The organism is Myxococcus hansupus, from assembly GCF_000280925.3.
In the GTDB taxonomy this organism is placed as follows: Bacteria; Myxococcota; Myxococcia; order Myxococcales; family Myxococcaceae; genus Myxococcus; species Myxococcus hansupus.
In genome coordinates, this window is the sequence record NZ_CP012109.1 from 4941763 (window position 1) to 4967844 (window position 26082).

A 26082-nucleotide genomic window follows, 5' to 3' on the forward strand; every position below is an offset into this window, starting at 1 on the left:
AATAAATGGAGCCCTGAACCAGGATTGAACTGGTGACCTCATCCTTACCAAGGATGCGCTCTGCCAACTGAGCTATCAGGGCTTGGCGATGCTGTGACTACAACATTTGGAGCGGGAAATGGGATTCGAACCCACGACATTCAGCTTGGAAGGCTGACGCTCTACCAACTGAGCTATTCCCGCAATTGCCGAGTGGAGGGAGATGGATTCGAACCATCGAAGGCGTAGAGCCGGCAGATTTACAGTCTGCTCCCTTTGGCCGCTTGGGTATCCCTCCGGATATTCACTTGTCCTACTACATCCCGGGCCCTCATCCGCGGCCCCGTCCTACCTGGCCGGCGGCGGGATTTGAACCCGCGACCTACTGATTACAAATCAGTTGCTCTACCAGCTGAGCTACACCGGCACTCATCCGGTACTGCGACTGCCGCCCTACCCCACGACCTCGGCTCCGTCAACCACCCGTCACCGCCCTGAGAGGGGCGCCCTTCTAAGATTCCCATCCGCCCAAGTCAAGGAGATTGATCCTGAACTTCAACTACCGGCGGCTGGGAGCCGTGCCCCGCTGACGGGCGACCTCGTATAACAGAATACCGGCGGAAACGGATGCATTCAGTGAACCCACCTGACCCGTCATGGGAATCCGGAGCCGGAAGTCGCAGTGCTTGAGCACGCCCTCCCGGACACCGGCCCCTTCCGCGCCCACCACGAGCGCCAGGGGCCCGTCCAGCCGGGCGCTCCACATGGGCTCCGTGGCGTCGACATCCGCCGCGGCGACCCAGAGGCCCGCCTCCTTCAGCTCCTCGAGCGAGCGGGAGACGTTCACCACGCGCGCGATGCGGCTGTGCTCCACCGCTCCGGCCGAGGCCTTGGCCACCGTTCCCGTGACCTGCACCGCCCGGTCCTTGGCAATCACCACCCCGTGAGCGCCCAGGGCGTCCGCGGACCGGATGATGGCCCCCAGGTTGTGCGGGTCCTGGATTCCGTCCAGCACCACCACCAGCGGGGGCTCCCCGCGGGCCTTCGCCGCGTCGAGGATGTCCTCCACCTCGCAGTACTTGAAGCCGCGCAGCTCCACCACGACGCCCTGGTGCACGCCGCCATCCGCCAGGGAGGCCAGCCGCTCGCGGGTGACCTTCTCCACGCGAATGCCCGACTCACGGGCCCGACTGAGCAGCTCCCCCGCCGCGCGGGCGCCGAGCTGCCCTTCCACCAGGAACAGGCGCTCGACCTCGTCCGGCCGGGCGCGCAGCGCCTCCAGGACGGGGTTCACCCCGTAGACGAAGCGGGAGGCCTCTCCTCCACCCCGCTCCGCCCTGCTGGCACGGGGGGACGCCACATCATTCCCGCGCTCGCCGCGGCCACCCTTGGAAGAACGCTCAGACATGGGGACTCAGAGAACCTCGACAGGAAGAGAGAAGGTCTTCTGCTGACGGGCGCAGATCTTCTCCGTGCAGATGAAGAAAACGAGCTTGGCGTCCAAGGAGCCCTTCCCCGCCGACGCGGTCGTGAAGGGGACCACGAAGCGGGGATCCGCGAAGGCCTGACCTTCCGCCTTCTTGGCCACCGAGTCGGACAGCACCAGCTTCTCCTTCGCCGGCGTCAGCAGGGTGCCCTTCACCTCGAGCCGCAGCGGCGCCTCGTCGGAGACATGCGCGCCCTCCTTCGACTTGATGGTCAGGACGAAGGACCCCGTCTCTCCTGCCTTGACCTGGGCCGAGGTGCCCTCGGTGGAGACCTCATACAGCGAGGCGGGATCCACATCCGCGGCCAGTACGGGCGCGGCGTAGGTCACGACCGCCATCAGGGCAGCCAGGGGCGAAAGGCGTCGACGGTGAAGCATGGGCATCTCCAGGAAACGAGGGCTGCGTATCACGCTTGAGACGGGGGCTGCCGTCTTTCTCTTCACGTGCTGCCTTCACCCGTCCGGCTCCGGCGCCCTGGGCCCTTCCGCTCCACGGGTGCTGGGGCCACCGCGGCGGGCAGCGGCAGGCCCGTCGGAGGAGACAGGTCCGGAACCGACACGGGCGGAGCGCCAGCCACGAGCGCTTCCGCGCGAGCGATGATGAGCGACGCCAGGTCCACGCCCGTCGCCGCCTCCATCTCAGGAAGCGCGGGCGAGCTGTTCACCTCGAAGACCTTGGGCTGCCCCTGCACGTCCAACAGGTCCACCGCGGCCACTTCGAGCCCGATGAGCCGAGTGGCCTTCTCGGCGGTTGCCCGCTGAGCGGCGGACAGCTCGTGGACCTCCAAGCGGGCGCCCTTGATGAGGGTGTGCGCCAGTCGCCCCGGGCGTGGCCGCCGGCGAACCGCGGCCACGGCCTGGCCGCCGACGACGAGCACTCGGACGTCGAGCCCCGAGCTCTTCACATACTCCTGCATGACGAGGTTGTGCCCCAGCCCCAATACGGCTTCGAGGGCCGCCTCCAGGGACTGGAGGCTCTCGCAGACCATGACGCCGTGCTTCTCCTGTCCCTGCAGCAGCTTGACCAGGACCGGCACCCCACCGAGCAAGCCCACCATCTCCTTCAGGTGCGCCGCATCCCGGGCCATGACCGTCCCCGGAATGTCGATGCCGTGCGCGGAGAGCAACTGCAGCGAACGCATCTTGTTACGCGACTGGGCGATGGACTGCGCGTTGTTGACGAGCGGTATCCGCGCGAGCCCGAACTGGTTCACCACGGCCAGGCCGTAGGTGTTGATGGACTGGGCGATGCGAGGGAGCACGACGTCCGTGGGGGCCAGCTTCTTGCGCCCGTAGTAGAGCGTGGCGCTGCGCCCATCCAGGTGCATCTGCACGCGGAGTGGGTTGAGGACCCGCACCCGGTGCCCTCTGGCGCGCGCCACCTCGACAAGTCGTCGGGTCGACGGAATGGAAGCGGAGCGCGAGAGGATGGTGGCTTTCATGAGCGGGGCGGCCGTTCCGGGGAGCGAGGGACCTATAATCCTCGCCCCGCGCCGGGTAAAGCCGCCCCGCGTACCGCAGGGCTACCGCTGACGGATGGCCCGCACTTCAATCTTCACCGGCGACTCCGGCGTGGAGTTGAGGATGCGCTGGCACGTCTCCCCCGTGAAGAGCACGCCCGCCTCCTCAAACGACCAGGTGCTGTCGCTGGACGTGGTGCGCACACCGTCGACATAGACCACGAGCAGCTTGGGGTCGGACGGGCGCTGGGGCCCTTCCAGCGGGATCAGGCAAGGCTCCGGGTTGACGACCGCCTTGCTGATGTCCTCGAGCGCCTGGGCCAGCTCGGCCTGGTTGGCGGCCTGGAAGAAGGCGCGGTTGCACAAGCCCGTGGTCGGATTGCACGTATCGTCCGCGCCGCAGGAGTTCTGCGCGTCACACTGCCGCGCGAACCCACCCGCGCGGGCCATGGCGTTCAGCACCGCCGGACCATCCCCCGTCGCCGTCTCCGAGCCGAACCCAATCACGATGGTCTTGACGCCCCGGTCCGCCAGCGCCCGGACTTCCGCCACGGAGGCGTCCTCGTCCAGGCAGCCATTCTGGAGGTAGCCACCCCGGCAACCGTTGCCCGCGATGGTGCACTTGCACCGCTCGATGTCCGTCCCTTGGTTGGCGTTATTGGCGTTGCAGTTCGGAAGGCCGTCCGTCAGCAGAATGACGAAGTTCGCCCGGTCGGGATCCACGAGGCCCGCCTGCTCACGCACGAACCGCAGGCTTCCACTCGTCGGAGTGCCACCCACGGGCTGGCCAGGACCGCCATTGGGGATCTGCTGCAACAGGGTGTTGATCTCGTTGGCGTGAGCCAGCAGCGAATCATCGTCCTCTTGCGCAGGCAGCGTCTTGAGGAGCGCGCTGGGCGTCGACTCGCGGCACAAATCCGCGACCCCGGATCCTCCACGGGTCTCAGGATAGGTCGTCAGCGCGAAGCGCACGAACGGACCACTGTTCCTGAGGAAGTCAGGCACCACGGCCTGCAACGCGGTCCAACGCGTGGGGCAGATGTCGACGTTGCAGACAGCGTCGTAGCCACAGGGAACCATGGAGCCTTCGAACTCCACGTCGCACGACGGCCCCGGATTCACGGGGAGCGTCATCGACCCCGAGGTATCCACCAACATCATGATGTTGGGCTTGCTCCGGCGGGCGTTGATGACCTCCTCGACCGTCGTCTGCGCGATGGCCAGCGGCTCCACTGGCTCGAAGTCATAGGTCTGACAGGCCAGGACCACGGCGCCGACAGAGAGCGCACTCAGGAGGGGCAGCTTGGAGCGCATAGGCAGTGAATTCCTTCTGCTACTGGGGGACGCGGGGCTTCCCGCGTGGCCGGGGTTCTCCAATGGGGGGTACGGCGTGACGACAGGTTACCGCGTCATTCCGGCCGGGCGCTACAGCATCCACTGAGTGATTCCGCGCCGTTTGGATGCCACTGCGACGTTACAGCCAGGGCTGACGCCATGAGCGGAGCAGGAGGCAGTCAGGCACGGAGAACGTGGGACCGGCGCCCACCCCCTACAGGGTGAGGATGCGTGCCCCATCGGTCAGTCGCCACAGCGAGGCCATGCCCATGACCTCGTCCAAGGTGCCCGACAGGGCCTCGGGTTCGAAGCCGCAGATGCGCACCGTGGTGTCACAGGCGATCAGCCTCGCGCCCAGCGAGCGCGCTTCCTCCAACATCCTCGCCGGTGCCAACACCCCGAGTGACTCGGCGCGCGTGGACTCCTCCTGCTCGCGCTCGGTCGCAGGCTCGCCGTAGGCGCCCCGCACGAGCAGCCGCAACGCATCGAAGGCGAAGACGAAGTACACCTCGTCTCCCATCGCCGCGGCGGTGATGCCCATGGTGGCGGCTTGGAATGCTGGCTCGTACGTCGCGTGCTGTAGGAAGAAGAAGACCCGACCTGACATGACGCGGCGACCATAACGGGGTTCCCGTCCAGCCGCGGCACCGATGACGTATAAACCGTGTCGTCCCCTCCCTTTCCGGGAAGCCCCCCATGACGACCTCCCCTCCCCCACGTCCTGGCTCCGTTCCCTCGCGCTTTCGCCGTCGCCCCCATTGCCGGCCCGCGATGCTCTGCGCGGTGCTGCTCGCGAGCTCCGGAGGACTGGCGCGGATGCACACGACTCCCACGTCGGAGCCCCCCATCACGACCGGGGCGCCCTCTCCGGGCAGCGACGTTCAGGCCCAGGTGCTGGCGCTCCTGGAGGATCCGAGAAACGCCGCGTCGCCCGAGGCCGAGTGGAAACGCTTGGGCCCCGCGGCGGTCCCTGTCCTGTCCGAGCTCGTCATGAACCCGTCCGCGCCCCCCTACCGCCGGACGCGGGCCGTGTCCTCCCTGGCCCTGGTGGATCCCACCGGCGCGGCGATGCCACTTCAAAAGGTGCTCGAGGACGCGAAGGCCCCCGCCGAGGTGCGCGCGAGCGCGGCTGGCGCACTGGGCCTCTGCCTGGGGCTGGATGCCATCCCCACGCTCATCTCCCGGTTGGAGGATCGGGAATCGGAAGTCCGAGAAGCCGTCGCCGTCGCCCTGGGCCGGCTGGGCGGCAAGGAGGCTCGGCAGGCATTGGAGGACCGGCTGCCCTTGGAGGAACGCGCCCTGGTCCGGGAGGCCCTCCAACGAGGACTCACACTCGTCGAGCCCTGAGGCACGAGGGGCCCGCTGACTCCGGGCTCGCGTCGGCCCGGGGCTTCCATTAGATGGAGGCCATGCGTCCCACTGTCCTCCTCTTCGACATCGATGGAACCCTCGTGACCACTGGCGGCGCGGGGCGCCGCTCCATGGAAGCCGCCTTCGAGAAGCTGCACGGCCGCCGGGATGCGTGCGACTCGTTCGCCATGTCGGGAATGACCGACCGGGCCATCGTCCGCAAGGCCATGCAGATCATCGGCGTGGAGGACTCCACCGAGGCCATCGACGCGGTCATCCATGCGTATGTCACCCACCTCGCCGAAGAGGTGCACAAGGTCGATGATCAGCGCTACCGCGTCTTCCCGGGCATGCGTGAGGCCGTGCTGGAAGCCCGCTCCCGACAGGGGTTCGCGGTGGGCCTCGGGACGGGCAACGTCCGGACAGGCGCCCGCGTGAAGCTGGAGCGCGTGAGCATCTACGACCAGTTCGGCTTCGGCGGCTTCGGCTGCGACAACGAGGACCGCACCGAGCTGATTCGCTGCGGCGCCAAGGCGGGCGCCGCCCAACTGGGCGTTCCCATGGAGGAGTGCCGGGTCGTCATCATCGGGGATACGCCCAAGGACGTGCATGCGGCCCTGGGCATCGGCGCCGAATGCATCGGCGTGGGCACCGGCACCTTCAAAATCGAGGCGCTCATCGAAGCAGGCGCCACGGCCGCCTTCCCCGATTTCTCGCACCCCGACGCGATGGCGACGCTGCTCGGCGGGCGCTGAGGCCCCTGCCCGGCCGCTCGGTGTCTTCCGCCGGGTGTGCTATCTCCCGCCGCCCTTCCGAGGAGCCGCCGCATGTCGTCGACGCTCGAATCGTACGAGCTCATCCGCTTCGCCGAAGCCTTCGAGGCTCGCCTCGCCACCGCGGGGGAGATGCTCACCAGCCGCCCCGGGCTCGACCCCGAAAAGGGGTGGCTCACCACCGCGCTGGAACTGGTGCGCACCGCGCGGGCCCCGACCGAGGGCGTGCTCGACCGCGTGAAGGACCTGCCCGAACTGGAGGAGGCCCGTGAGGAATACGCGTTCCACCAGCAAGGGCTCTGGGTCGATGCCCTCGAGAAGCTGCACGCTGGCATCACCTTCACCGCCAGCAGCCGCGCGCCCGTCATCGAGGCGCTCTTCCCTCACCTGAAGTTCCCACAACTGCGCCGCGCGCCCCGTGAGGCCGTGCTCGAGTACGCGACGTCCTACGAGCGGCGAACGAAGAGCGCGTATGTGACGCGCATCGTCGCCCGGGACGACTTCGCGCTCGTGCGGCCCGTCATGGAACAGGTGCTGGTGGCCCATAACGCGTGGCGGACGAGCCATGAACCCGGACCGCTGACGCTGGAGCAGGAGGGCCTGCTTCGCGAGGAGTTGGTGAGCCTGGGCCGGAAGCTCGAACAGTCGCTACGGCAGGCGCGGCTTCTGGCGGAGGCCGCGCTCGTGCCCGTGCCCACCGTCTACGAGGCCGCGGGCCTGCACCTCAAGCCCAAGCGTCGCGCGGGACGGGGGCTGTCGCTCGCCGATGACGCGCTGGCTGGCTTCGATGACGCCGGGGACTCCATGGAGCCCACCGAGGCGGAGCTGGCTGAGGTCGCGGCGCTGGATGCGGGAGGTGACGTCGCGCCCCCGGCGGGCACCGCGTTGGGAGAAACGACCACGGCCGCCACGGCGTCCGGTGACGGACGCAGTCCCGAAAGTGCGCAGCAGGAGGCCGCTGGGACAGCCAGCCCGGCTCCAGCCGAGGCCTCATCCGAGAAGGGCGACGGCGCCGCCACCGCGACGGAAGGCGTCACCGGGGCGGAAGCCTCCGCGACCACCAGTCCCGAGGCGGCTGCGCCCACCACGGAGGGCGGAGCACCGAGCCCTCAGACCGAGACTTCTGCTTCGCCCCGGGACAGCGCCGTGGAGGCGCATGACGGCGCGGAGGCAGCCCCCAAGGCGCCTGCGTCGCGCGCCGGGCGCCGGGGACGCAAGAAGGCGGAAGCGCCCGAGCCCGTTGCTCCCGAGGCCGCGCCCTCCCCAGGAGAGGACGGCGCGCCTCGCGCCAGCACGAAGGGCGATGCCGGGGCGGACGACAGCTCTGGAACGCATGCAGGTACTGCGCAGGCGTCCCACGCCAGCCCTCAGGGCGATGCCGGGGCGGACGACCGCACGGGAACGCGTGCTGGTACGGCACAGTCGTCCCGCGCCAGCCTCCAGGGCGATGCCGGGGCGGACGACCGCGCGCGAACGCGTGCTGGTACGGCACAGGCGTCCCGCGCCAGCCCCCAGGGCGATGCCGAGGCGGACGGCAGCACAGGAACGCGTGCTGGTACGGCGCAGTCGTCCCACGCCAGCCCCCAGGGCGATGCCGGGGCGGACGACCGCACGGGAACGCGTGCTGGTGAGGCGCAGGCGCCCCGCGTTCGAAAGAAGAAGGGCGCCTCGCCGTCCTCATCCACGACCGAGTCAACGTAGAGGACACCTGGCCATGGCGGACGTCGCGCTTCCCATCGATCCCCTGCTGCCGGACATCGTCTCTACCCTGCGTGGCGCGCGTTCGCTCGTGCTGGAAGCGCCCCCTGGCGCGGGGAAGACGACGCGTGTGCCTCGCGCGCTCGTCGAGGCGGGGCTCGGAAACGGGAAGGAGATCATCGTCCTCCAGCCCCGCCGGCTCCCCACCCGGCTCGCCGCCCAGCGCGTGTCCGAGGAACTCGGCGAACGCGTGGGCGAATCCGTCGGCTACCAGGTCCGTTTCGAGGATGTCCGCAGCGCGAAGACACGCCTCTCCTTCGTCACCGAAGGCGTGCTCGGCCGCCGCCTGCTCACCGACCCGAAGCTCCGGGACGTGGGCATCGTCGTCCTCGACGAGTTCCACGAACGACACCTCTCCGCTGACATCTCCCTGGCCCTCCTGCGCCGACTCCAGGAGACGGCCCGGCCCGACCTCAAGGTCGTCGTCATGTCCGCGACGCTGGAGGCCGAGCCCATCCGGGCCTACCTCGGCGGGTGCCCTTCCCTTCGTTCGGAGGGCCGCCGCTTCGACGTCAGCGTGGAGTACCTGCCCGCGCCCGATGACCGGTACCTGGACCAACAGGTGCTCTCCGGCCTCAAGCGCGTCTTCACCCAGGGCGTGGACGGCGACGTGCTCGTCTTCCTCCCCGGCGCCGGAGAAATCCGCCGCACCCGCGACGCCTGCGCCGAGTTCGCCGAGCGCCACGGCGCCGACGTGCTCCCGCTGCACGGCGACCTGTCTCCCGCCGAGCAGGATCGCGCCGTCCGCCGCAGCACAAGGCGGAAGATCATCCTCTCCACCAACGTCGCGGAGACCTCCGTCACCATCGACGGCGTGGCCGTGGTCATCGACGCGGGTCTCGCTCGCGTGGCGTCGCACTCGCCCTGGTCCGGCCTGCCCACCCTCAAGCTGTCCAAGGTGAGCCGCGCCTCCGCCATCCAGCGCGCGGGCCGCGCCGGCCGTACGCGCGCCGGCCACTGCCTGCGCCTGTACACCCAGCACGACTTCGACGGACGACCCGAACAGGACGCTCCGGAGATTCGCCGCATGGACCTGGCGGAGACCGTGCTCTCCCTGCGCGCCTCCGGCATCACCGACCTGGGCGCCTTCCCCTTCTTCGAACCCCCACCGCCCGCGTCTCTCGATGCCGCGGAGACCCTGCTGCGACGGCTGGGCGCCGTGGACGCCAAGGGGCGCGTCACCGACGTCGGGGAGCGGCTCCTGCGCTTCCCAGTCCACCCCCGCCAGGCGCGAATCATCGTCGAGGGTGAGCGCCGGGGCGTGGGCGCGGAATCCGCCGTGCTCGCCGCGCTCATGGGCGAGCGCGACATCCGCCGCGAGGCCCGCGCCAACCTGGGCCAGGGAGGCCGCCCGGCAGCGGTCGTCAGTGGCCCCTCCGACCTGCTGGAGCTGTTCGAACGCTTTCGCGAAGCCGAGCGCACCGGGTTCGCCTCGGGCCGCATGCACTCGCTCTCGCTGGAAGCCGGGGCTGTGCAGTCCGTGGACCGGGTCCAGAAGCAACTGCGGCGCGCCGTGCGCTCCCAGGGTGAACGCCCCCGCCGCCCCGAGGACGTGGAACAAGCGCTGATGCTCAGCGTGCTCGCGGGCTACCCGGACCGCGTCGCCCGCCGGCGTCGCCCGCGCGCCCCCGAGCTGCTGATGTTCGGCGGCGGCACCGCCACCCTCTCCGAGGTCAGCGTCGTCCAGGACGCCGACCTCATGATTGCCGCGGACGCGGAGGAACGGCCCGGCAAAGGGGCCGTGGTGCGGCTCGCCAGCGCGGTGGAGCCGGAGTGGCTGCTCGACCTCTACCCGGAGACGCTCGAGGAGGTGGACACCCTCCAATGGAACGCCGAGGCCCGGCGCGTGGAGCGACTCACCCGCTTGTCCTACGGCAACCTGGTCCTGGAAGAGACGCGCGCCCCCGCCCCCGCCTCCGAGGCCGCCGCGCGGGTCCTCGTGGAAGCAGCGCTGGCCGCGGGACCTGGGAAGTTCGCGGATCCCGAAGCGCTGGAGCAGTGGCGCACGCGCGTGGCCCTGCTGGCGGAGGCCTTCCCCGAGGCGAAGTTCCCCGCCGTCGATGACACCTTCCTGCGCGACGCCTTGGCCTCGCTGTGCTCGGACGCGCGCAGCTTCAAGGACCTGGAAGGCGTGTCGCTGCTGGACGCGCTCTACGCGCGGCTCACCTCCGAGCAGCAACGCCTGCTGGCCTCGCATGCGCCGGAGCGCGTGACGCTGCCGGGAGGCCGGGGCGTCAAGGTCCACTACGAGCCGGGCAAGCCGCCCTGGGTGGAGTCACGCCTGCAGGACTTCTTCGGAATGGCGCAGGGGCCCAACGTGTGCGCGGGCCGCGTCCCGCTGGTGCTGCACCTGCTGGCGCCGAACATGCGGGCCGTGCAGGTGACGACCGACCTCGCGGGCTTCTGGGAGCGGCACTACCCCGCCATCCGCAAGGAGCTGTGCCGCAAGTACCCTCGCCATTCGTGGCCGGAGGATCCGCGGCATGCCCAGCCGCCCGCCCCCCGGCCTCCACGGCGGTGACGCCCGTCAGAAGCGCTTGTGCATCTCCAGGTGCTCCATGCCGGCTTCCTCGAAGACGCCGCCGACCGCCTGGTAGCCGTGCTTCTTGTAGAACTCGAGCGCGTAGAGCTGCGCGTGCAGCATGATGCCGTTGACACCGCGCCGCTTCGCCTCTTCCTCCAGCGTCGTCAGCAGCATGGAGCCCACGCGCGCCTTGCGGTGTGACTGGAGCACCGCCATGCGACCAATCTGGCCCCACGTGCCTTCCTGATTCGCCGGAGCCTGCGGCAGCATCACCAGCCGCCCGGTGCCAATGGCGTGACCGCCCTGGTTGGCGATGACGTGGTAGGCGTGCGCGTCCTCGGCGTCGCGCTCGATGCCCTCGGGAACCGCCTGTTCCTCGATGAACACCACCTCGCGGATGGCGAGCGCCTGCATGAGCTCCGCCTCGTTCTGGATCGGAGTGATGGAGACGGGCGCGGATGTGTCCGTGGGAGAAGCCATGTCGCGGGCAAGGTACACAAAAGCCCGCGAGGTCAACAGGCGGAAAAAGCACCGTGGCGGGCCGGGATTCCGCTCTCAGGCCCCACCTGCCCGCCGAGGGTGGCTGGCTGCCCGGCAGGCGCCAGGCCCGTGCTAGGCTGGCGCCCGCCATGCGCTTCAATCGACTGCTCGCACTCGTCCTGACCTTGTCGGCCCTGCCTGCTTTCGCCCAGCCGGAGGTCTTCTTCGGCAACGGCCAGGCTCCCGTCTTCCGTGAGGAGGACCTGGACAAGCGTTTCAGCCGGTCGAAGTTGAACCAGGGGCTGAAGCTGGGCACCCAGGACGCCGGGTGCGCCCAGGTGCTGGGGGCCATGCTCACCCTGCTCGGGGAGACCGGCGTGTTCCTCCACAAGCGGGATGAGAACTTCATGCTGGACCCCGTGCTGGTGAACGCCCTCAACACCCAACTCGTCAATCAGCGCTTTCCCGGCAACGCCTTCCTGGTCGCCATGGTCCGGCGCGTGCTCATCGACCGGAAGCTGCCCCAGGACTGGCTCATCACGGCGCAGGCCCTGGCCCCGTACTACCCCGCCATCGACATGGGCCGGCTGCGCTTCCTGGCCAATGGCGTGCAGCCCCTGGACAGCTTCCTGCTCACCCTGCCCGCCCTGCGTGAGCGCTACGACCAGGAAGTGAAGCGCGCCACCTCCGTGGGTGCCTCCACCGCCGAGGCCCTGTTCCGCGAGAACTACCTGGACCACGAAGTCGCCTTCAGCACGCTGGAGCTGGTGGACGTGAAGCTCGAGAAGCCGAAGAAGAAGCGCCTCAAGAAGGGCGAGGAGCCCGAGGAGCCCTACACGTTGGCTCGCCTCGTCTGGGTGGAGCCCGAGGAGCCGAAGACGGAGCGCTTCGAGTTCGCCTTCGGCAAGCCCAGCAAGCGCGCGCGCGTGGAGATCTCCGCGAAGCTCCAGGAGACGCAGTTCACCGACCTCAACAAGCTGCTCAAGGGCTCGCGCGTCATCGTTCGGGGCCGCTTCTGGGAGTACAAGAAGGAACTGGCGACCATCGAGCTCCGCGACGCGCTGCTCTTCCCCGAGCGGGACTGGACGAAGACACCCGCCCTGGTGGACCCGTCCGCCGTGGTTTCGTGCCCCATGGCGGTCAACGACCTGACGGGTCTGGCCCCCATCCAGCCCGGCGCCTTCGGCAAGCAGCGCTGACCCCATCCCACGGCTGGACGCCCATCCATCCGTGGATACCGCGCCGGCGGTGCTCCCCTGGCGCGGAGGGCGCGCACCACCGCCTCCGCCCCTGGCATGCCCCCTGCTTTGCGCCCCGTGCCCAACGCACGAGGGATGCCATGAAGGTCGACGCTCAGGAGCCCGCCACCGGGGCCAGACAGGCGAAGCCGTCACCCGACGGAGAACGGTTCAAGAAGACACTGGAAGAGACGCAGCCCCGCGATGCCCCCAAGGCACCGCGCCGCGTGCCCGTGGGCTTGCCAGGAGCCGCGCGCCTCCGGCCCACCCCGGCCGCGACCGGCGTGGCCCGCGCGGCCGGGCCTGTCATGGCGCCCCAACGCGGCGCCATCTCCAGCCCCGAGAGCCTGGGGCGCCAGCGACACGCGATGCATGTGGAGGTTCAACGGCTGGGGGCCGTCCGGAGCGAGGCGCAGACGCAGGGACAGGAGCGCACCGAGCACCGCCTCCATGACCTCATCGCCCGCGAGCTGGCGAAGGACTCCCGCGCCACGGCGGCCCCCACCCCGCCGGAACCCCGCGCGACACATGGACCGCCGCAGCCCGAGCCGCAACGTCCCGCGAATGAGGCGCCCCACCGCGAGGGGGGCCTCTCCGGCGTGGGTGCCATGGCGGGAAGCGGCGCCTCCAGCGAGCACGTCCACGCCCCCACGCGCGCCGAGGCGGCGCTGGCGCTCATCGAGCGCATCGACGTCTTCGTGAAGTCCCAACGCCCCGCGCTCAGCATGAGCCTGCGCGGCCACCTGGACGCCACCGTGGAAGTCGAACGAACGGGTCCACGCGAAGTCGCCCTGCGCATCCAGGGCCGGCGGGGGCCCGTGGCCGCCGAGGAGCTCGGCAGGCTGCGCGATGCCCTGGAAGCCCGGGGCCTGAAGCTCAGCGCGCTGCGCACGGACTAGCGCCCCCGCAACGGCGAAGGCCCTCCCGCCACGTGGGCGAAAGGGCCTTCGGGGACACGCGCGCCGCGAGCGGTCTACTTGCCCGGCGCCACATCCAGGAGGGAGCGCTTGCCCTCCTTCTCCTTGAAGTCCTCGGCCTCGGGCAGCGCGGCCTTCTTCTCCGCGATGTTGGGCCACTTCGTGGAGAAGTCGGCGTTCAGCGCCTTGTACTCCTGCCACTGCGCCGGGAGTTCCGTCTCGGGGAAGATGGCCTTGGTGGGACACACGGGCTCGCAAGCGCCGCAGTCGATGCACTCATCCGGGTGGATGACCAGGAAGTTGGCACCTTCGTAGAAGCAGTTGACCGGGCACACCTCGACACAGTCGGTGTACTTGCACTTGATGCAAGGGTCGGCGACGACGTAGGCCATTGAAAAGTCTCCTCTCGGTAGAAACCAGGCGCGTCCGTGGGCGCGCAGAGTAGTGGTTCGAGCTGGCGATGGCACCCTGAATCTGTGCCCGGCCATCGCCGGCGGCGGGGGTCAGCCCAACAAGCCCTGGGCCCGCAGCAACTCGGCCACGAGGATGGCGCCTCGCGCGGCCCCCATCTTGGTGTTGTGGGACACCAGGACGTACTTGAAGCCGTTCTCCAGGACGCCGTCCTCGCGGATGCGGCCCACGGTGGTGGCCATACCGCCATGCGTGTCCCGGTCCAAACGGGGCTGGGGTCGGAAGGGATCGTCCAGCACCTCAATCCACCGCGGTGCGGCGGATGGCAGCTTCCGGGCCAGCTCGGCGCCCTGCCACTCACGCAGGGCCTGGGTCACCTCGGCCACGGTGGCCTTCTTCTCCAGCGAGACGAAGACGGACTCGGTGTGGCCCTCCATCACCGCCACGCGGGTGCAGGTGCAGGACACCCGGATATCGTGCGGCGTGAGACCTTCTCCACCCGGGCGGAGCGCACCCAGAATCTTCTTCGTCTCCACCTCGACCTTGTGCTCCTCCTTGGGAATGTAGGGGATGACGTTGTCGAGGATGTCCATGCCGATGACGCCCGGCGAGCGCCCCGCGCCGGACATGGCCTGCAGGCTGGTCATCAGCACCGCCTTGACGCCGAAGCGCTCCACCAGCGGCGCCAGGGTCACCGCCAGGCCCGTGGTGGTGCAGTTGGGGATGGGCACGACGTAGCCCTTCCACCCGCGGCGGCGCTGCTGCTCCCGGATGAGCGGGGCGTGCGCGGCGTTGACGGGGGGAATCAGCAGCGGAACGTCGTCCTCGTAGCGGAACGCGCTGGCGGCGGAGAAGACGGGGATGTCCTTGGCCAGCTTCGGCTCCAGCTCCCGCGCCACGTCCGCCTCCACGGCGGAGAACACCAGGTCGTAGTCCTTGGCCTCGAGCGCGTCCCCGGCCACCACCTTCATGCCGGCGATTCCAGCGGGCAGCGGCTCCGGAACGAACCACGCCGTCATGCCACTCGCCGTTTTCAAGGCCTCCGCGTACGTCTTGCCCGCCGAGCGAGGCGAGGCCGCGAGGCCCGTCAGCTCGATGAAGGGATGGTCCTTGAGGGCCGCGATGAATTGCTGTCCGGCGAGTCCAGTGGCACCGATGAGTGCCGCGCGAAGCCTGGCCATGGGGGCGTTTCTCCAGTCTCCAGAGGAGGAGGTAGTCGCCCGCTCCCATACACCCTTTCACGACGCACCGCATCCGCCCGGAAGTCAGCGGGGCATCGCGGCGACGGGTGCCCGGTGATGGCGCTCCGTGGGAAAGCCGCCCGTCACCCACGCCAGCAGTCCGCCTTCGAGGCAGACGGCCTCGCGCCCTTTCATCCGGAGCAACCGGCAGACGCGGCGGGTGTCCCTGCTGTCCGGCGAACAGCCACACAGGACGATGAGTTCATCGTCCGGAAGCATGTGGTGATCACGGGCAATCTCCGAGGCCGTCATCCGCAAGGCTCCAGGGATGTGCAGGTCATAACGCTCCCAATCGGCAGCGTCCCGACAGTCGAGGACGAGCACTTCGTCGTCCCCCAGACGCATGTACAGCTCGGCACAGACGATGATGGGCTCCACGGCGACCTCCGCGGGGTCTTCTCGGGTAACCCGGAGCCCCAACGGCCTCTTCCGTGGCGCCTCCCCGCCTGCCCCCCGCGTGAAGGACAAGGCGGCGTGCCGCACCGCGCCTTCGCGCTCAGAGTCCGAGCTGCTTGGCGATGATTTCGTTCATCACCTCACTGGTGCCCCCGCCGATGGGCCCCAGCCGCGCGTCGCGCCAGTGGCGCTGGATGTCGTACTCCATCATGTAGCCCGCACCGCCGTGGAGCTGGAGGCACTCGTCCGCCACGTGGCAGCACGTCTCGGTAGCCACCTTCTTCGCCATGGACGTCTGGGCCACGGCCCACTCCCCCGCCACGTGCAGCCGCAGCGCGTGGTACGTGAGCTGACGCGCGGACTCGCGCGCGGTGAAGAGGTCCGCCAGCTTGTGGCGCACCACCTGGAACTGGTGGAGCGACTGGCCGAACGCGCGCCGCGACTTCACGTGCGCCAGCACCGTCTCCAGCATGTCCTCCATGGCGCCCACCGCCCCCAGGGCGAGAGACAGGCGCTCCCACTGGAAGTTGCCCATGATTTGAGCGAAGCCCTGCCCCTCCACGCCGAGCAGGTTCTCCACGGGCACGCGGCAGTCCTCGAAGAACAGCTCCGCCGTGTCCGACGCGCGCCAGCCCAGCTTGTCCAGCTTGCGCCCCACGGAGAAGCCCGGCGTGCCCTTCTCCACCACCAGCATGGACAGGCCCTTGTGGCCGGCGGACGGGTCCGTCTTCACCGCCACCACCACGAAGTCCGCGCGCACGCCGTTGGTGATGTACGTCTTGGAGCCATTCACGACGAAGTGGTCCCCGTCGCGCCGCGCGGTGGTGCGAAGACCCGCCACGTCCGAGCCAGCGTCGGGCTCGGTGATGCCCAGCGCGCCAATCTTCTCGCCGGCAATCGCGGGGGCCAGCCAGCGGCGCTTCTGCGCGTCCGTGCCGAACAGGTGGATGGGGCCGGTGGAGATGGTGAACTGCGCGCCCAGTCCCGCGGACACACCGCCCGAGCCGCAGCGGCCCAGCTCCTCCAGGAGCACCGCCTCATAGAGCTCGCCCGCGGCCGAGCCCCCGTACTCCACCGGGTACTTCAGGCCGAGGAAGCCCAGCTCACCAAACCGGGTGAAGAGCTCCCGGGGGAACGCCTCCTGGGCCTCCCAGTCCCTCACGTGGGGGAGAATTTCCTTCTCCACCACCGCACGCACCGTGCGGCGAAACGCGTCATGCTCTTCCAGGTACAGCCCGTGGCCGTGAAGCATCGTTCGAGCACCTCGTCTGCCCGGCGGCCGGAAGGCACACCCGGGGTGGAACCTTTTCGTGCCGCCATGGTAACGGGACGCTCGCAGCCCAGACAGCCGTTGCATCCTTGACCGCGCGGGGGCGGGCTGCGTATAAGCCGACCCCATCCTCTCGGCGCCATAGCCAAGTGGTAAGGCAAAGGTCTGCAAAACCTTCATTCCCCGGTTCGAATCCGGGTGGCGCCTCAAAGAACCAAGGCCCGGTGCGGAGCTGATTCCGCATCGGGCCTTGTGCTTTTCAGGGGTTCGCGGGGCCGGTCAGCAGCCCAGTTGCACCGCGCCGATGTCGGGCGCGGCGCCGCAGAAGGGCATGCCGATGTCCACGCCCGCCCCCTGCGCCATGGGCCCCGGCGAGAAGGCCGCGCCCAGGTCCGCGGGGCCGGTGCGGGAGGTGGTGTCCCCCGTGGCGGCCTGGTACGCCGCCAGGTCCATGGCGACGCCGGCCTGCTTGAACTGGGCACCGGCCGGGAAGAGGTTGTTGCCCATGTTCATGCCCGGGGCCATGGGGCCCATGTTCACCGCGACGGGCGCCTCCGCGAAGATGTTGTTCTTCACCACCGGGGACTCGGTGGGCCCGCCGGTGCCGTGGCCGATGATGAGCGCCGTGGCCGCGCGTGACACCGTGTTGTTGACCACCGTGGTGCCCTTCGAATTCTCCAGGCGGATGGCCGTGCCCTCTCCCCCGCCCGCCTCGGTGATGTCGTGCACGCGGTTGCGGCGGATGACGACGCCGTTGGGCATGGCACCGTCGTGGTTGCCACCCACCGCGATGCCCTTGGCACCGTCGTAGATTTCGTTGTCCTCCACCAGGATGTTGCTCGCCGAGTAGTGGATGACGACGACGTCGCCCCGGGCCGTGGAGCTCGGGAGGAACTGGTGCATCCGGTTGTTGCGGAGGGTCACCCCGTAGCACGTCTTGATGTCCACGGCGTTCTCACGGTTGGCGTAGAAGTGGTTGTTCTCGATGAGCAGGTCCTCGGCGGGAGGCAGGCCGCTGAAGCCCTCGGGACCGAGGCACTGCACGGAGTCCCCCGAGACGTCGTGGATGTCGTTGTTGCGCACGGTGACGTTCCGCGACGTGGGCTGCACGACGACGCCGTGGGAGTCCTCGTTGCCCGTCGTCTTCACGAAGTCGTGGATGTGGTTGTTCTCGATGGTGGGACCGGTGGCGTTGTTGAACGTCGTCACCGCGCCGCCGCCCGTGCCGCCGTGCAGGTCCGAGTTGACGAGCATCGAGCCCGTGACGTCGCCCTCGAACGTGACGGCGAAGGGCGTCTGGCCCTCCATGTCGATTTCGAAGCCGTCGATGATCCAATGAGGCTGGCGCACCTGCACCAGGCCGTGCTCGCCCGGGCCCAGGACGATGCGCGGGCTGCCTTCTCCCTGGAGCGTGATCTTCGCGTCGGCGGTGCCGGGCTTCGCGGCGTCACCGATGATGATGCGCTCCGCATACGTGCCGGCGAGCACCCGGATGAGCTCCCCAGGGCTGGCCAGGCCGACGGCCTTGTTGATGGTGCGCAGCGGCTGCGCGGCGCTGCCGTCGCCGTCGTCATTGCCAGCCGTGCTCACGACCCACTCGCGCGTATAGATGGGCGGCGCCTCGGGCACGGACATCGCCGTGGCGGTGACGGCCGGCTGCGGAGACGGGTCCTCGATGTTCGCGTGGTCCGAATGGTCCGGCAGCGCGGCCACGGGCGTGCCCGCCACCGCCTGCACGCCCACGGGGGGGCGCGTGGAGAGGGCACGCACGGGCGTGGGAGATTCCGCGGAGCCAGGCGCCGCGGGCCGAGGTGCCGGGGACTGGCTGGACGGGGGCACGGTCGCTCCGCCACTGTCGGAGCCAGAGCAGGCCGTCCCGCCCAGAAGGAGCAGACACGCGGCCAGGTACGACAGCTTCAGGCAGTTGCCAGGTCGAATTTTCATGAGCAGGACCAACGCCGGAAGCGGGGTCCTGTATTCATCCCTGTGCGTCACGACACGTACCGGCCGGACGGCCCGGCGAGCGTACGGTGAACGGCTCGTGACAGCTCGGAGGTGCGACAGTACGGTGTCGCCCCCCGTGCTCCACGCCGTCCGATTCGTCATCGCCGCTGTCCTGATTTCCGCCTGCGCGGCCCCGCAGCCCGCGACGGACGTCCCTCGTGCATCCGCGGTGGGACAGCCCAGCGTGCAAGTCACCGAGGCCTCGCGTCGCGCGGCCGGCGAGGGCGTAGGTGACACGGCCACGGAGGAAGATGACGCAGCGGAGCGCCCCGCCCGAACCGGCGCATCTAGCTCCACCACGACGGAGGGCGGCGACGCCGCGGAGCGCCCCACCCGATCCGGCACATCGGGTTTGGACTCGGTGGACGACGCCGCTGCCCGCTCGCGGCCAGCCGAGAACACCGTGGGAGCCGTCAGCGCCAGCACGGGTTCGGGCACGTCCGCTCCAGGGCGGAATGCCACGTCCTCCGCGGACACCACCCCTTCGGTGGAGGATCCGCTCGCGCAGGGCATCCCCACCCCGGGCGACCTCAAGCGCCTGGACTTCCGTGGCGGCGAGCCCCGCGTCCCCGTCCGGCTGATGGAAGGCCGCCGCGAAGTCATCTTCTCCCCGCGCGGTCGGATGCGGCTGCGCTTCGGCGGCCCCGGGGACAAGGTGCTCGACGCCGCGGCGGGTACGCGCTGGATGGTGCGCGTCACGCAAGGCGCCCCCGCCGTGTTGTCCGCCCGGGTGCAGCTTGCCGAGTTCCGCATCGCGGACCGCGCGGGCATGCAGGCGGCGCTGGAGTCCTGGCGCGCGAAGGGGCTCGCGGTGCGCCCCCAGGTGCTGGGCACCGTCTACGGAATCGCGGGCAAGGTCATCGACAACCGGCGCACCCTTCTGCTCCTCGACGAGGTCTTCACGCCCGAGGCGGCGGGCCGCAAGCAGACGGAGCTGCTGCGGAGCCACGGCGCCCAGACGATGCTCTTCGAGGAGGTCCGAACCCCGGCCAGCGCCATCCTGGAGGTCCGCGACGAATCAGGCGGCGTGGTGGGCATGGCCCAGGACCGGCTGGACGCGGAGACCCCCGACGGCGCGGGCTTCGACGTGCGTCAGGTGGAGTTCGGCGTCGGCTACGACTTCCATGGCTTCGAGGACCGCACCTTCCGAGGCGCACTCCAGCTCGTCGTGGACCGCGCCGGCCTGCTCGCCGTGGTCAACGTGGTGCCACTGGAAGACCTGCTGAAAGGGCTCGTGCCCGCGGAAATCTTCGCCCGCGCGCACACGGAGGCCCTCAAGGCCCAGGCCGTCACCGCGCGCGGCGAGGTGCTGGCCAAGGTGGGCATCAAGCACCTGGCGGACCCCTACCTCCTGTGCTCCGAGCAGCACTGCGCCGTCTACCGGGGCCGCACCGGCGAGGCGGCCAGCACCACGGCCGCGGTGCTGGCCACGCGCGGCGAGGGGCTCTTCAACGACGAGGGCCGCCTGGTGGACTCCGTCTACAGCGCCGTCTGCGGTGGGCACACCGAGGACAATGATGTCGTGTGGGGTGGGCCCCCGGACCCCAGCCTCCGCGGCCGGCCGGACGTCATCGGCCCCGTGGGCAACCCTCCCCTCCCCGCCAACCTGGAGCGCTGGCTGACAACGAGCAACCTGCCTGCCGCCTGCCGCCTGTCCAGCTTCGCGCAGCCCAGCAAGTTCCGCTGGGAGAAGCGCTTCACCGCCGAACAGGTGGACGCGCGACTGAAGAAGCTGGGCGTGGGGCGTGTCCAGGCGCTCGCGTTGACGGACCGGGGCGTCTCCGGCCGGGCGAGCGTTTTGTCGGTTTCTGGCGACAAAGGGGCCACCCAGGTCCGGGGCGAGCTCAACATCCGCCGCCTCTTCGGCATGCTCAACAGCAGCATGGCCGTGGTGGAGGCCGAGCGGGACGCCGAGGGGCGGCTCACCGGCTGGCTTTTCCGTGGCGGTGGGTGGGGCCACGGCGTAGGAATGTGCCAGACAGGCGCCATCGGCCGGGCGGAGGCCGGGCAGCGCTACCAGGACATCCTCCGTCACTACTTCAACGGTGCAGAGGTCGCCCCCATCTACTGAAGGCGGAAGAGGGGTTATCCTTCAAACCGGTGCACGGCTCGCGAATCGACGACCCACTTCACCTGTTCAGTCGCGAACGCGACGGGACTAGTCAGCCCGTCCGGAGGTTTATCATCCCGCCGTGAGCACGGGTTCACCTAACAACTGGCGTCGCCGGAGGCGGCAAGGGTCATCGGCGGGGCGCTTCGCCGCGGCGGTGGCGGTTGCCCTCCTGCTCCATGCCGTCTACGTGGGCACCCTGCTCCTGACGAGCTCGCTCCAGGGCGAGCCGGTGGCGCGCAAGGCCGCGACGCGGCCCACGTCGGTCGCCGTGCGTCCGCTCACCGCCGACCAGTGGGCGCAGAACCGCGGCAAGGCGTCCCCCCAGACGAAGCCGCAGACGACCGACCGGCCTCGCGCGCAGGAGAAGAAGCCCGAGGAGAAGAAGCCGGACGAGACGCCCAAGGGCCAGGTCGTGGACGTGGCGCCGGGCAACAACGAGGTGGACCCGAACGCCAAGTACCTCGCGGAGAGCAACAACCGCGTGAAGAAGGAGACGCGCTCGCGCGAGCAGACGCCCTTCTACCGGAACGCCATGCCCCAGCGGACGGCGCCGCAGAACCAGGAGGGGCAGAACACGGACGCGCAGGCGCCCCGCCTGTCCGGCAACAACGGCATGGGCAACGATGACCGCCCCCTGGCCCAGGGTGGCCAGAAGCCCGCGTTCGAGATTCCCGACGCCCGCCGGAAGAACGAAGTGGCCATGCGGACGGACCCGACGTCGCCGGGGCCGGGCGTGGAAGTGAACAATCAGAACGAGAGCGACGAGGTGGTGGGCAACTCGAAGCGCCTCAACATCCAGCCGGGTTCGGGCGGAGAAGAGGCCGGCTCGGCGGGCCGCGCGGGTTCGCCGGGGCTGGCATCCCTGATGCCGTCGCGCGCCGTCATGGACAAGGTCCTGGGCGCCGCGCCCAACGACCACCTGCAGGACGCCGCCGAGGGCGACCAGACGCTCCTCAACACGCGCGAGTGGAAGTACGCCAGCTTCTTCAACCGCGTGAAGCAGAGCGTGGGCATGCACTGGAACCCCAACGAGCAGCTTCGCCGCAGGGACCCCACCGGCGGCATCTACACGGGGCGGGACCGGTACACGCTGCTGGAAATCACGCTGGACGAGCGCGGCCAGGTGACGGACATCCAGGTGGAGAAGAGCAGCGGGCTCGACTTCCTGGACCTGGAGGCGGTGTCATCCTTCAAGCGCGCGCAGCCCTTCCCCAACCCACCGGCGGGCCTGCTGTCGAACGACTCCAAGGTGAAGTTCCAGTTCGGCTTCTTCATGGAGATGGGGGGCGGCCCCCGGATGCGGCTGTTCCGCCAACCCAACTGAGCGCTCCGCGCGCTTCTCCACGCCCCACCCCACAGCCTCTCGCGGCCGGGCGCGCTTCCCACTACGGTGCCACGCCGTGGAAGCGACGCTCACCGACAGAAACCTCGCGCAGCAGGAGCGGAGCCGGAAGGTCCGCAACGTGCTGCTTGGCATCCTCGTGGCCAACTGGGTGGTGGCCAGCGCCAAGCTGGTTTTCGGCATGCTCAGCCAGTCCGCGGCGGTGACGGCGGACGGGCTGCACTCGTTCATCGACGGCGGCTCCAACGTCCTGGGCCTGGTGGCCATGGGCGTCGCCTCGCGGCCCGCGGACGAGGACCACCCCTATGGCCACGGCAAGTTCGAGGCGCTGGCCTCGCTGGGCATTGGCGCGATGATTGGCGTGGGCATGTTGGAGCTGGGGCGCATGGCGCTCGACTCGGTGCTCAACGACAAGCACCCGCAGGTGACGGGCACCATGGCGGCGGTGATGGCCTGCACCCTGGTGGTGAACATGGTGGTGACGCGGGTGGAGCGCCACTACGGGCGCAAGTACAAGAGCGCCCTGCTGCTGGCGGACGCGAGCCACACGATGTCCGACGTCTACGTCACCCTGGCCGTGCTGGGCTCCCTGGCGCTGGTGTGGCTGGGCTACCCGCGCGCGGACGGACTCATCGCGCTGGCCGTCATGGTGTTCGTGGCCTGGGTGGCCTACGGCATCGTCAAGCAGGCGGTGGGCATCCTCTCCGACACCGCCCGGTTGGACCCGGAGGCGGTGAAGCAGCACACGCTGGGCGTCCCGGGCGTGCGCTCCTGCCGCGACGTGCGCAGCCGCGGCATGGAGGAGAGCGTCTACGTGGACCTCAAAATCGAGGTGGACCCGCAGCTCACCACCGCGCAGGCCCACGAGCTGGCGGACCTCGTGGAACGAACGCTCCAGGCCGCCTATCCGCAGGTGGTGGACGTGGTGGTCCACGTCGAGCCCGACCGCGCCGCGGTGGCCACGACGGCGTGACGACAAAGGCCGCCTCCCCTCACAGGGAGACGGCCTTCGTCACCTCCGAAGCGAAGCGCCGCTTCAGGCCGTGGCGGCCGTGGGCTCCGGCGTCATGTAGTCCTCGGTCGGCGGGCACGAGCAGACCAGCTTGCGGTCGCCGAGCACGCTGTTGAGGCGGCCCACGGAGGGCCAGAACTTGTTCTCACGCACCCACGGCGTGGGGAACACAGCCTGCTCCCGCGAGTACGGGTGGTTCCACTCCGGCGCGGTGACGACGCGCGAGGTGTGCGGCGCGTGCTTCAGGACGTTGTTGTCCTTGGGCATGCGGCCCTCCTCGATGTCGCGAATCTCCTGGCGGATGGCGATCATCGCGTCGCAGAAACGGTCCAGCTCCGCCTTGGACTCGCTCTCCGTGGGCTCGATCATCAGCGTGCCCGCCACCGGGAAGGACACCGTGGGCGCGTGGAAGCCGTAGTCCATGAGGCGCTTGGCGACGTCCTCCACTTCGACGCCCGCCGTCTTCTTCAGCGGCCGCAGGTCGACGATGCACTCGTGCGCCACCTTGCCGCGCTTGCCCCGATACAGCACCGGGTAGTGCGGCTGCAGGCGCTCGGCGATGTAGTTGGCGCTGAGGATGGCCACCTTGGTGGCGTGCGTGAGGCCCTCACCGCCCATCATCGCGATGTACATCCACGAGATGAGCAGGATGCTGGCGCTGCCCCACGGCGCGGCGGAGATGGCGCCAATGGCCTCCGAGCCGCCCGTGTTGATGACCGGGTGTCCCGGCAGGAACTTCACCAGGTGGCTGGCCACGCAGATGGGGCCCATGCCCGGGCCGCCACCGCCGTGCGGGATGCAGAACGTCTTGTGCAGGTTGATGTGGCACACGTCCGCGCCAATGAGGCCCGGCGCCGTGAGGCCCACCTGCGCGTTGAGGTTCGCGCCGTCCATGTACACCTGGCCGCCGCGCTCGTGGACGATGGAGCAGATTTCGCGAATCTCCTCCTCGAACACGCCGTGCGTGGACGGGTACGTCACCATCAGCGCGGCGAGCGCGTCCTTGTGCGTCTCCGCCTTGGCGCGCAAATCCTCCAGGTCGATGTTGCCGTTCTCATCGCACCTGGTGACGACCACCTTGTAGCCCGCCATCACCGCCGAGGCCGGGTTGGTGCCGTGCGCGGAGGACGGAATCAGGCACACGTCCCGGTGCCCCTGCCCGCGGTTCTGGTGGTACGCGCGGATGACGAGCAGGCCGGCGTACTCGCCCTGGCTGCCCGCGTTGGGCTGGAGCGAGCAACCCGCGAAGCCCGTCACCTGCGTCAGCATCTGCTCCAGCTGCTCGAAGATGACCTTGTAGCCGGCCGCCTGCGAGGTGGGCGCGAACGGGTGCAACCGGCCGAACTGCGGCCACGTCACCGGAATCATCTCCGCGGTGGCGTTGAGCTTCATGGTGCAGCTGCCCAGCGGAATCATCGAGTGCGTGAGGGACAGGTCCTTCGCCTCGAGCCGCCGGATGTAGCGCAGCATCTCCGTCTCGGAGTGGTAGCTGTTGAAGACGGCGTGCGAGAGGAACTCACTGGTGCGGCGCAGCTCCGGCGCCACCGAGCTCTCCACGCCCTCCCCCGCCAGGTCCGCCAGCGACGGCGGCGCACAGGACTTGCCGGTGCCCAGGATGAAGGCGCCCAGGATGTCTTCCACGTCGGAGGCCTTGGTCGTCTCGTCCAGCGCCACGCCCAGCGTCTTCTCGTCGATGCGGCGGAAGTTCATCCGCGCCGCCTCGGCCGCGCCCAGCACCGCGCGCACGTGCGGGGCCGTCAGCTCCACGCGCAGCGTGTCGAAGTACTGCTCGTGCTTCACCTTGAGGCCCAGCTTCGTCAGGCCCCGGGCCAGCAGCACCGTGAGGCCGTGCACGCGCTCGGCGATGGACTTCAGGCCCTTGGGCCCGTGGTAGACGGCGTACATGCTGGCGATGACGGCCAGCAGCACCTGCGCGGTGCAGATGTTGCTCGTCGCCTTCTCGCGGCGGATGTGCTGCTCGCGCGTCTGCAGCGCCATGCGCAGCGCGCGGCGGCCCTGCGCGTCCTCGGACACGCCGATGATGCGGCCCGGCATGACGCGCGTGTAGGCGCTCTTGGTGGCGAAGTAGCCGGCGTGCGGGCCGCCGTAGCCCATGGGCACGCCGAAGCGCTGGGCGCTGCCCACCGCCACGTCCGCGCCGAACTCGCCCGGCGGCGTCAGCAGCGTGAGGCTCAGCAGGTCCGCGGCCACCACGAGCAGGCCGCCCGCGGCGTGCACCTGCTCCGCGAAGGCGCGGTAGTCATGCACCGCGCCGTCGGTGGCCGGGTACTGCACCAGCGCGCCCACGAACTTCTTCGAGCCCAGGTCCACGGTGCGGTGGTCGCCCACCACCACTTCCACGCCCAGCGGCTGGGCGCGCGTGCGCACCACGTCCACCGTCTGCGGATGGCAGGCCTCGGAGACGAAGAAGGCGGCGGCGCCGTCATCACCCTTGACGTGCAGCGCCAGCGCCATCGCCTCGGCGGCGGCGGTGCCTTCGTCGAGCAGGGAGGCGTTGGCCACCTCCAGGCCCGTCAGGTCCATGACCACCGTCTGGAAGTTGAGCAGGGCTTCCAGCCGGCCCTGCGCAATCTCCGCCTGGTAGGGCGTGTACTGGGTGTACCAGCCCGGGTTCTGGAAGATGTTGCGGAGGATGACGTTCGGCGTGTGCGTGTCGTGGTAGCCCATGCCGATGTAGGACCGGAACACCTGGTTCTTCGCGGCGATGGACTCCAGGGCCGACAACAGCTCGTGCTCGCCCCGCGCCGAAAGGAGCTTCAAGGGCTCCTTGGCGCGGATGGCGGGCGGGACGGCCTGGTCGATGAAGGCATCGAGCGAGTCCACGCCCAGCGCGGACAGCAACTGCTTCAGCTCGGTGTCATCCGGACCGATGTGACGGCCGGCAAACGGCTCCTGATACTTCCAGTTCAAGGACATGGCGTTGTGGCTCGCGGGCGAGTCGTGAGTCGTGAAGTCGAGGACCGTCCCTAACA

The 26082-nt window shown here is 69.5% G+C and carries 21 protein-coding genes and 5 tRNA genes; 10 read left to right on the forward strand and 16 right to left on the reverse strand.

All coding sequences use genetic code 11. The features are described 5' to 3' along the window. Positions 1-6: 6 nt before the first annotated feature. The 9 genes from A176_RS18985 to A176_RS19025 all read right to left on the reverse strand — a co-directional run bounded on the left by A176_RS18985 (position 7) and on the right by A176_RS19025 (position 4867). Positions 7-82 (reverse strand) — tRNA-Thr (locus tag A176_RS18985). Between the two features lie 25 nt (positions 83-107). Further along, positions 108-183: transfer RNA gene (locus A176_RS18990), tRNA-Gly, on the reverse strand. Between the two features lie 10 nt (positions 184-193). Further along, positions 194-277, reverse strand: a tRNA-Tyr gene (locus tag A176_RS18995). A gap of 56 nt (positions 278-333) precedes the next feature. Next, a tRNA-Thr gene (locus A176_RS19000) sits at positions 334-406 on the reverse strand. A 132-nt stretch (positions 407-538) separates the two neighbouring features. Next, positions 539-1387, reverse strand: coding sequence for a 23S rRNA (guanosine(2251)-2'-O)-methyltransferase RlmB (gene rlmB, locus A176_RS19005; protein WP_049872336.1), 849 nt, complete (start codon positions 1385-1387; stop codon positions 539-541). Positions 1388-1393: 6 nt separating this feature from the next. Further along, entirely contained in the window at positions 1394-1843 is a 450-nt protein-coding gene (locus A176_RS19010; RefSeq protein WP_002639815.1) for a hypothetical protein, read from the reverse strand. A 62-nt stretch (positions 1844-1905) separates the two neighbouring features. Further along, entirely contained in the window at positions 1906-2907 is a 1002-nt protein-coding gene (locus A176_RS19015) for an ATP-grasp domain-containing protein (protein ID WP_002639814.1), read from the reverse strand. Positions 2908-2988: 81 nt separating this feature from the next. After that, positions 2989-4239, reverse strand: coding sequence for an adventurous gliding motility lipoprotein CglB (gene cglB, locus A176_RS19020; protein ID WP_002639813.1), 1251 nt, complete (start codon positions 4237-4239; stop codon positions 2989-2991). 235 nt (positions 4240-4474) lie between these two features. Next, entirely contained in the window at positions 4475-4867 is a 393-nt protein-coding gene (locus tag A176_RS19025; protein WP_044891041.1) for a DsrE family protein, read from the reverse strand. A gap of 89 nt (positions 4868-4956) precedes the next feature. Here A176_RS19025 and A176_RS19030 point away from each other — a divergent pair, with 89 nt between their 5' ends. The 4 genes from A176_RS19030 (at position 4957) to hrpB (ending at position 10662) form a co-directional block, all read left to right on the forward strand. Beyond that, complete coding sequence (locus A176_RS19030) at positions 4957-5607, forward strand: HEAT repeat domain-containing protein (RefSeq protein WP_044891042.1); 651 nt, start codon at positions 4957-4959, stop codon at positions 5605-5607. A 53-nt stretch (positions 5608-5660) separates the two neighbouring features. Further along, entirely contained in the window at positions 5661-6365 is a 705-nt protein-coding gene (locus A176_RS19035) for an HAD family hydrolase (RefSeq protein ID WP_021781611.1), read from the forward strand. A gap of 72 nt (positions 6366-6437) precedes the next feature. Beyond that, complete coding sequence (locus tag A176_RS19040) at positions 6438-8084, forward strand: hypothetical protein (protein WP_002639809.1); 1647 nt, start codon at positions 6438-6440, stop codon at positions 8082-8084. Between the two features lie 13 nt (positions 8085-8097). After that, positions 8098-10662: an ATP-dependent helicase HrpB gene (hrpB, locus tag A176_RS19045; RefSeq protein ID WP_002639808.1), complete on the forward strand. Its 2565-nt coding sequence runs from the start codon at positions 8098-8100 to the stop codon at positions 10660-10662. 6 nt (positions 10663-10668) lie between these two features. Here the strand turns inward: hrpB and A176_RS19050 are convergent, their stop codons facing one another. Beyond that, complete coding sequence (locus A176_RS19050; protein WP_002639807.1) at positions 10669-11145, reverse strand: GNAT family N-acetyltransferase; 477 nt, start codon at positions 11143-11145, stop codon at positions 10669-10671. Positions 11146-11294: 149 nt separating this feature from the next. On the opposite strand from A176_RS19050, the gene A176_RS19055 reads away from it, so the two are divergent. Both A176_RS19055 and A176_RS19060 read left to right on the forward strand, forming a co-directional pair. After that, complete coding sequence (locus tag A176_RS19055) at positions 11295-12344, forward strand: hypothetical protein (RefSeq protein ID WP_002639806.1); 1050 nt, start codon at positions 11295-11297, stop codon at positions 12342-12344. Between the two features lie 140 nt (positions 12345-12484). Then, positions 12485-13282: a hypothetical protein gene (locus A176_RS19060; RefSeq protein WP_002639805.1), complete on the forward strand. Its 798-nt coding sequence runs from the start codon at positions 12485-12487 to the stop codon at positions 13280-13282. A gap of 74 nt (positions 13283-13356) precedes the next feature. Here the strand turns inward: A176_RS19060 and fdxA are convergent, their stop codons facing one another. The 4 genes from fdxA to A176_RS19080 form a co-directional block, all read right to left on the reverse strand. Then, positions 13357-13692, reverse strand: a complete 336-nt coding sequence (gene fdxA / locus A176_RS19065; protein ID WP_002639804.1) for a ferredoxin FdxA — start codon at positions 13690-13692, stop codon at positions 13357-13359. A 111-nt stretch (positions 13693-13803) separates the two neighbouring features. Next, a complete protein-coding gene (gene asd / locus A176_RS19070; RefSeq protein ID WP_002639803.1) occupies positions 13804-14892 on the reverse strand; it encodes an aspartate-semialdehyde dehydrogenase in 1089 nt (362 codons plus the stop codon). 84 nt (positions 14893-14976) lie between these two features. Then, positions 14977-15330 (reverse strand): rhodanese-like domain-containing protein, encoded by a 354-nt coding sequence (locus A176_RS19075; RefSeq protein WP_002639802.1) that lies wholly within the window; start codon positions 15328-15330, stop codon positions 14977-14979. 118 nt (positions 15331-15448) lie between these two features. After that, entirely contained in the window at positions 15449-16600 is a 1152-nt protein-coding gene (locus A176_RS19080) for an acyl-CoA dehydrogenase family protein (protein WP_002639801.1), read from the reverse strand. 153 nt (positions 16601-16753) lie between these two features. On the opposite strand from A176_RS19080, the gene A176_RS19085 reads away from it, so the two are divergent. Next, positions 16754-16825: transfer RNA gene (locus tag A176_RS19085), tRNA-Cys, on the forward strand. A gap of 72 nt (positions 16826-16897) precedes the next feature. On the opposite strand, the gene A176_RS19090 is transcribed toward A176_RS19085, so the two are convergent. Beyond that, on the reverse strand, positions 16898-18562 hold the full coding sequence (locus tag A176_RS19090) for a right-handed parallel beta-helix repeat-containing protein (RefSeq protein WP_044891061.1): 1665 nt from the start codon (positions 18560-18562) through the stop codon (positions 16898-16900). 97 nt (positions 18563-18659) lie between these two features. Between A176_RS19090 and A176_RS19095 the strand changes: the two genes are divergently transcribed. The 3 genes from A176_RS19095 to A176_RS19105 all read left to right on the forward strand — a co-directional run bounded on the left by A176_RS19095 (position 18660) and on the right by A176_RS19105 (position 23050). Then, positions 18660-20693, forward strand: a complete 2034-nt coding sequence (locus tag A176_RS19095) for a SpoIID/LytB domain-containing protein (RefSeq protein WP_044891044.1) — start codon at positions 18660-18662, stop codon at positions 20691-20693. Between the two features lie 121 nt (positions 20694-20814). Further along, entirely contained in the window at positions 20815-22059 is a 1245-nt protein-coding gene (locus tag A176_RS19100) for a TonB family protein (RefSeq protein ID WP_002639798.1), read from the forward strand. A gap of 76 nt (positions 22060-22135) precedes the next feature. Then, positions 22136-23050: a cation diffusion facilitator family transporter gene (locus A176_RS19105; protein ID WP_002639797.1), complete on the forward strand. Its 915-nt coding sequence runs from the start codon at positions 22136-22138 to the stop codon at positions 23048-23050. Between the two features lie 63 nt (positions 23051-23113). Here A176_RS19105 and gcvP read toward each other — a convergent pair whose 3' ends face one another. Further along, positions 23114-26026: an aminomethyl-transferring glycine dehydrogenase gene (gene gcvP, locus A176_RS19110; RefSeq protein WP_002639796.1), complete on the reverse strand. Its 2913-nt coding sequence runs from the start codon at positions 26024-26026 to the stop codon at positions 23114-23116. Positions 26027-26082: the final 56 nt, after the last annotated feature.

Excerpts from the sequence above, each read along its gene's own strand:
- A176_RS19025 (WP_044891041.1), bottom strand. The coding sequence starts at position 4,867 with ATGTCAGGTCGGGTCTTCTTCTTCCTACAGCACGCGACGTACGAGCCA.
- A176_RS19055 (WP_002639806.1), top strand. The coding sequence starts at position 11,295 with ATGCGCTTCAATCGACTGCTCGCACTCGTCCTGACCTTGTCGGCCCTG.
- A176_RS19015 (WP_002639814.1), bottom strand. The coding sequence starts at position 2,907 with ATGAAAGCCACCATCCTCTCGCGCTCCGCTTCCATTCCGTCGACCCGA.
- fdxA (WP_002639804.1), bottom strand. The coding sequence starts at position 13,692 with ATGGCCTACGTCGTCGCCGACCCTTGCATCAAGTGCAAGTACACCGAC.
- A176_RS19080 (WP_002639801.1), bottom strand. The coding sequence starts at position 16,600 with ATGCTTCACGGCCACGGGCTGTACCTGGAAGAGCATGACGCGTTTCGC.
- A176_RS19040 (WP_002639809.1), top strand. The coding sequence starts at position 6,438 with ATGTCGTCGACGCTCGAATCGTACGAGCTCATCCGCTTCGCCGAAGCC.
- asd (WP_002639803.1), bottom strand. The coding sequence starts at position 14,892 with ATGGCCAGGCTTCGCGCGGCACTCATCGGTGCCACTGGACTCGCCGGA.
- A176_RS19050 (WP_002639807.1), bottom strand. The coding sequence starts at position 11,145 with ATGGCTTCTCCCACGGACACATCCGCGCCCGTCTCCATCACTCCGATC.
- A176_RS19030 (WP_044891042.1), top strand. The coding sequence starts at position 4,957 with ATGACGACCTCCCCTCCCCCACGTCCTGGCTCCGTTCCCTCGCGCTTT.
- A176_RS19090 (WP_044891061.1), bottom strand. The coding sequence starts at position 18,562 with ATGAAAATTCGACCTGGCAACTGCCTGAAGCTGTCGTACCTGGCCGCG.
- A176_RS19035 (WP_021781611.1), top strand. The coding sequence starts at position 5,661 with ATGGAGGCCATGCGTCCCACTGTCCTCCTCTTCGACATCGATGGAACC.
- hrpB (WP_002639808.1), top strand. The coding sequence starts at position 8,098 with ATGGCGGACGTCGCGCTTCCCATCGATCCCCTGCTGCCGGACATCGTC.
- A176_RS19060 (WP_002639805.1), top strand. The coding sequence starts at position 12,485 with ATGAAGGTCGACGCTCAGGAGCCCGCCACCGGGGCCAGACAGGCGAAG.
- rlmB (WP_049872336.1), bottom strand. The coding sequence starts at position 1,387 with ATGTCTGAGCGTTCTTCCAAGGGTGGCCGCGGCGAGCGCGGGAATGAT.
- gcvP (WP_002639796.1), bottom strand. The coding sequence starts at position 26,026 with ATGTCCTTGAACTGGAAGTATCAGGAGCCGTTTGCCGGCCGTCACATC.
- cglB (WP_002639813.1), bottom strand. The coding sequence starts at position 4,239 with ATGCGCTCCAAGCTGCCCCTCCTGAGTGCGCTCTCTGTCGGCGCCGTG.
- A176_RS19010 (WP_002639815.1), bottom strand. The coding sequence starts at position 1,843 with ATGCTTCACCGTCGACGCCTTTCGCCCCTGGCTGCCCTGATGGCGGTC.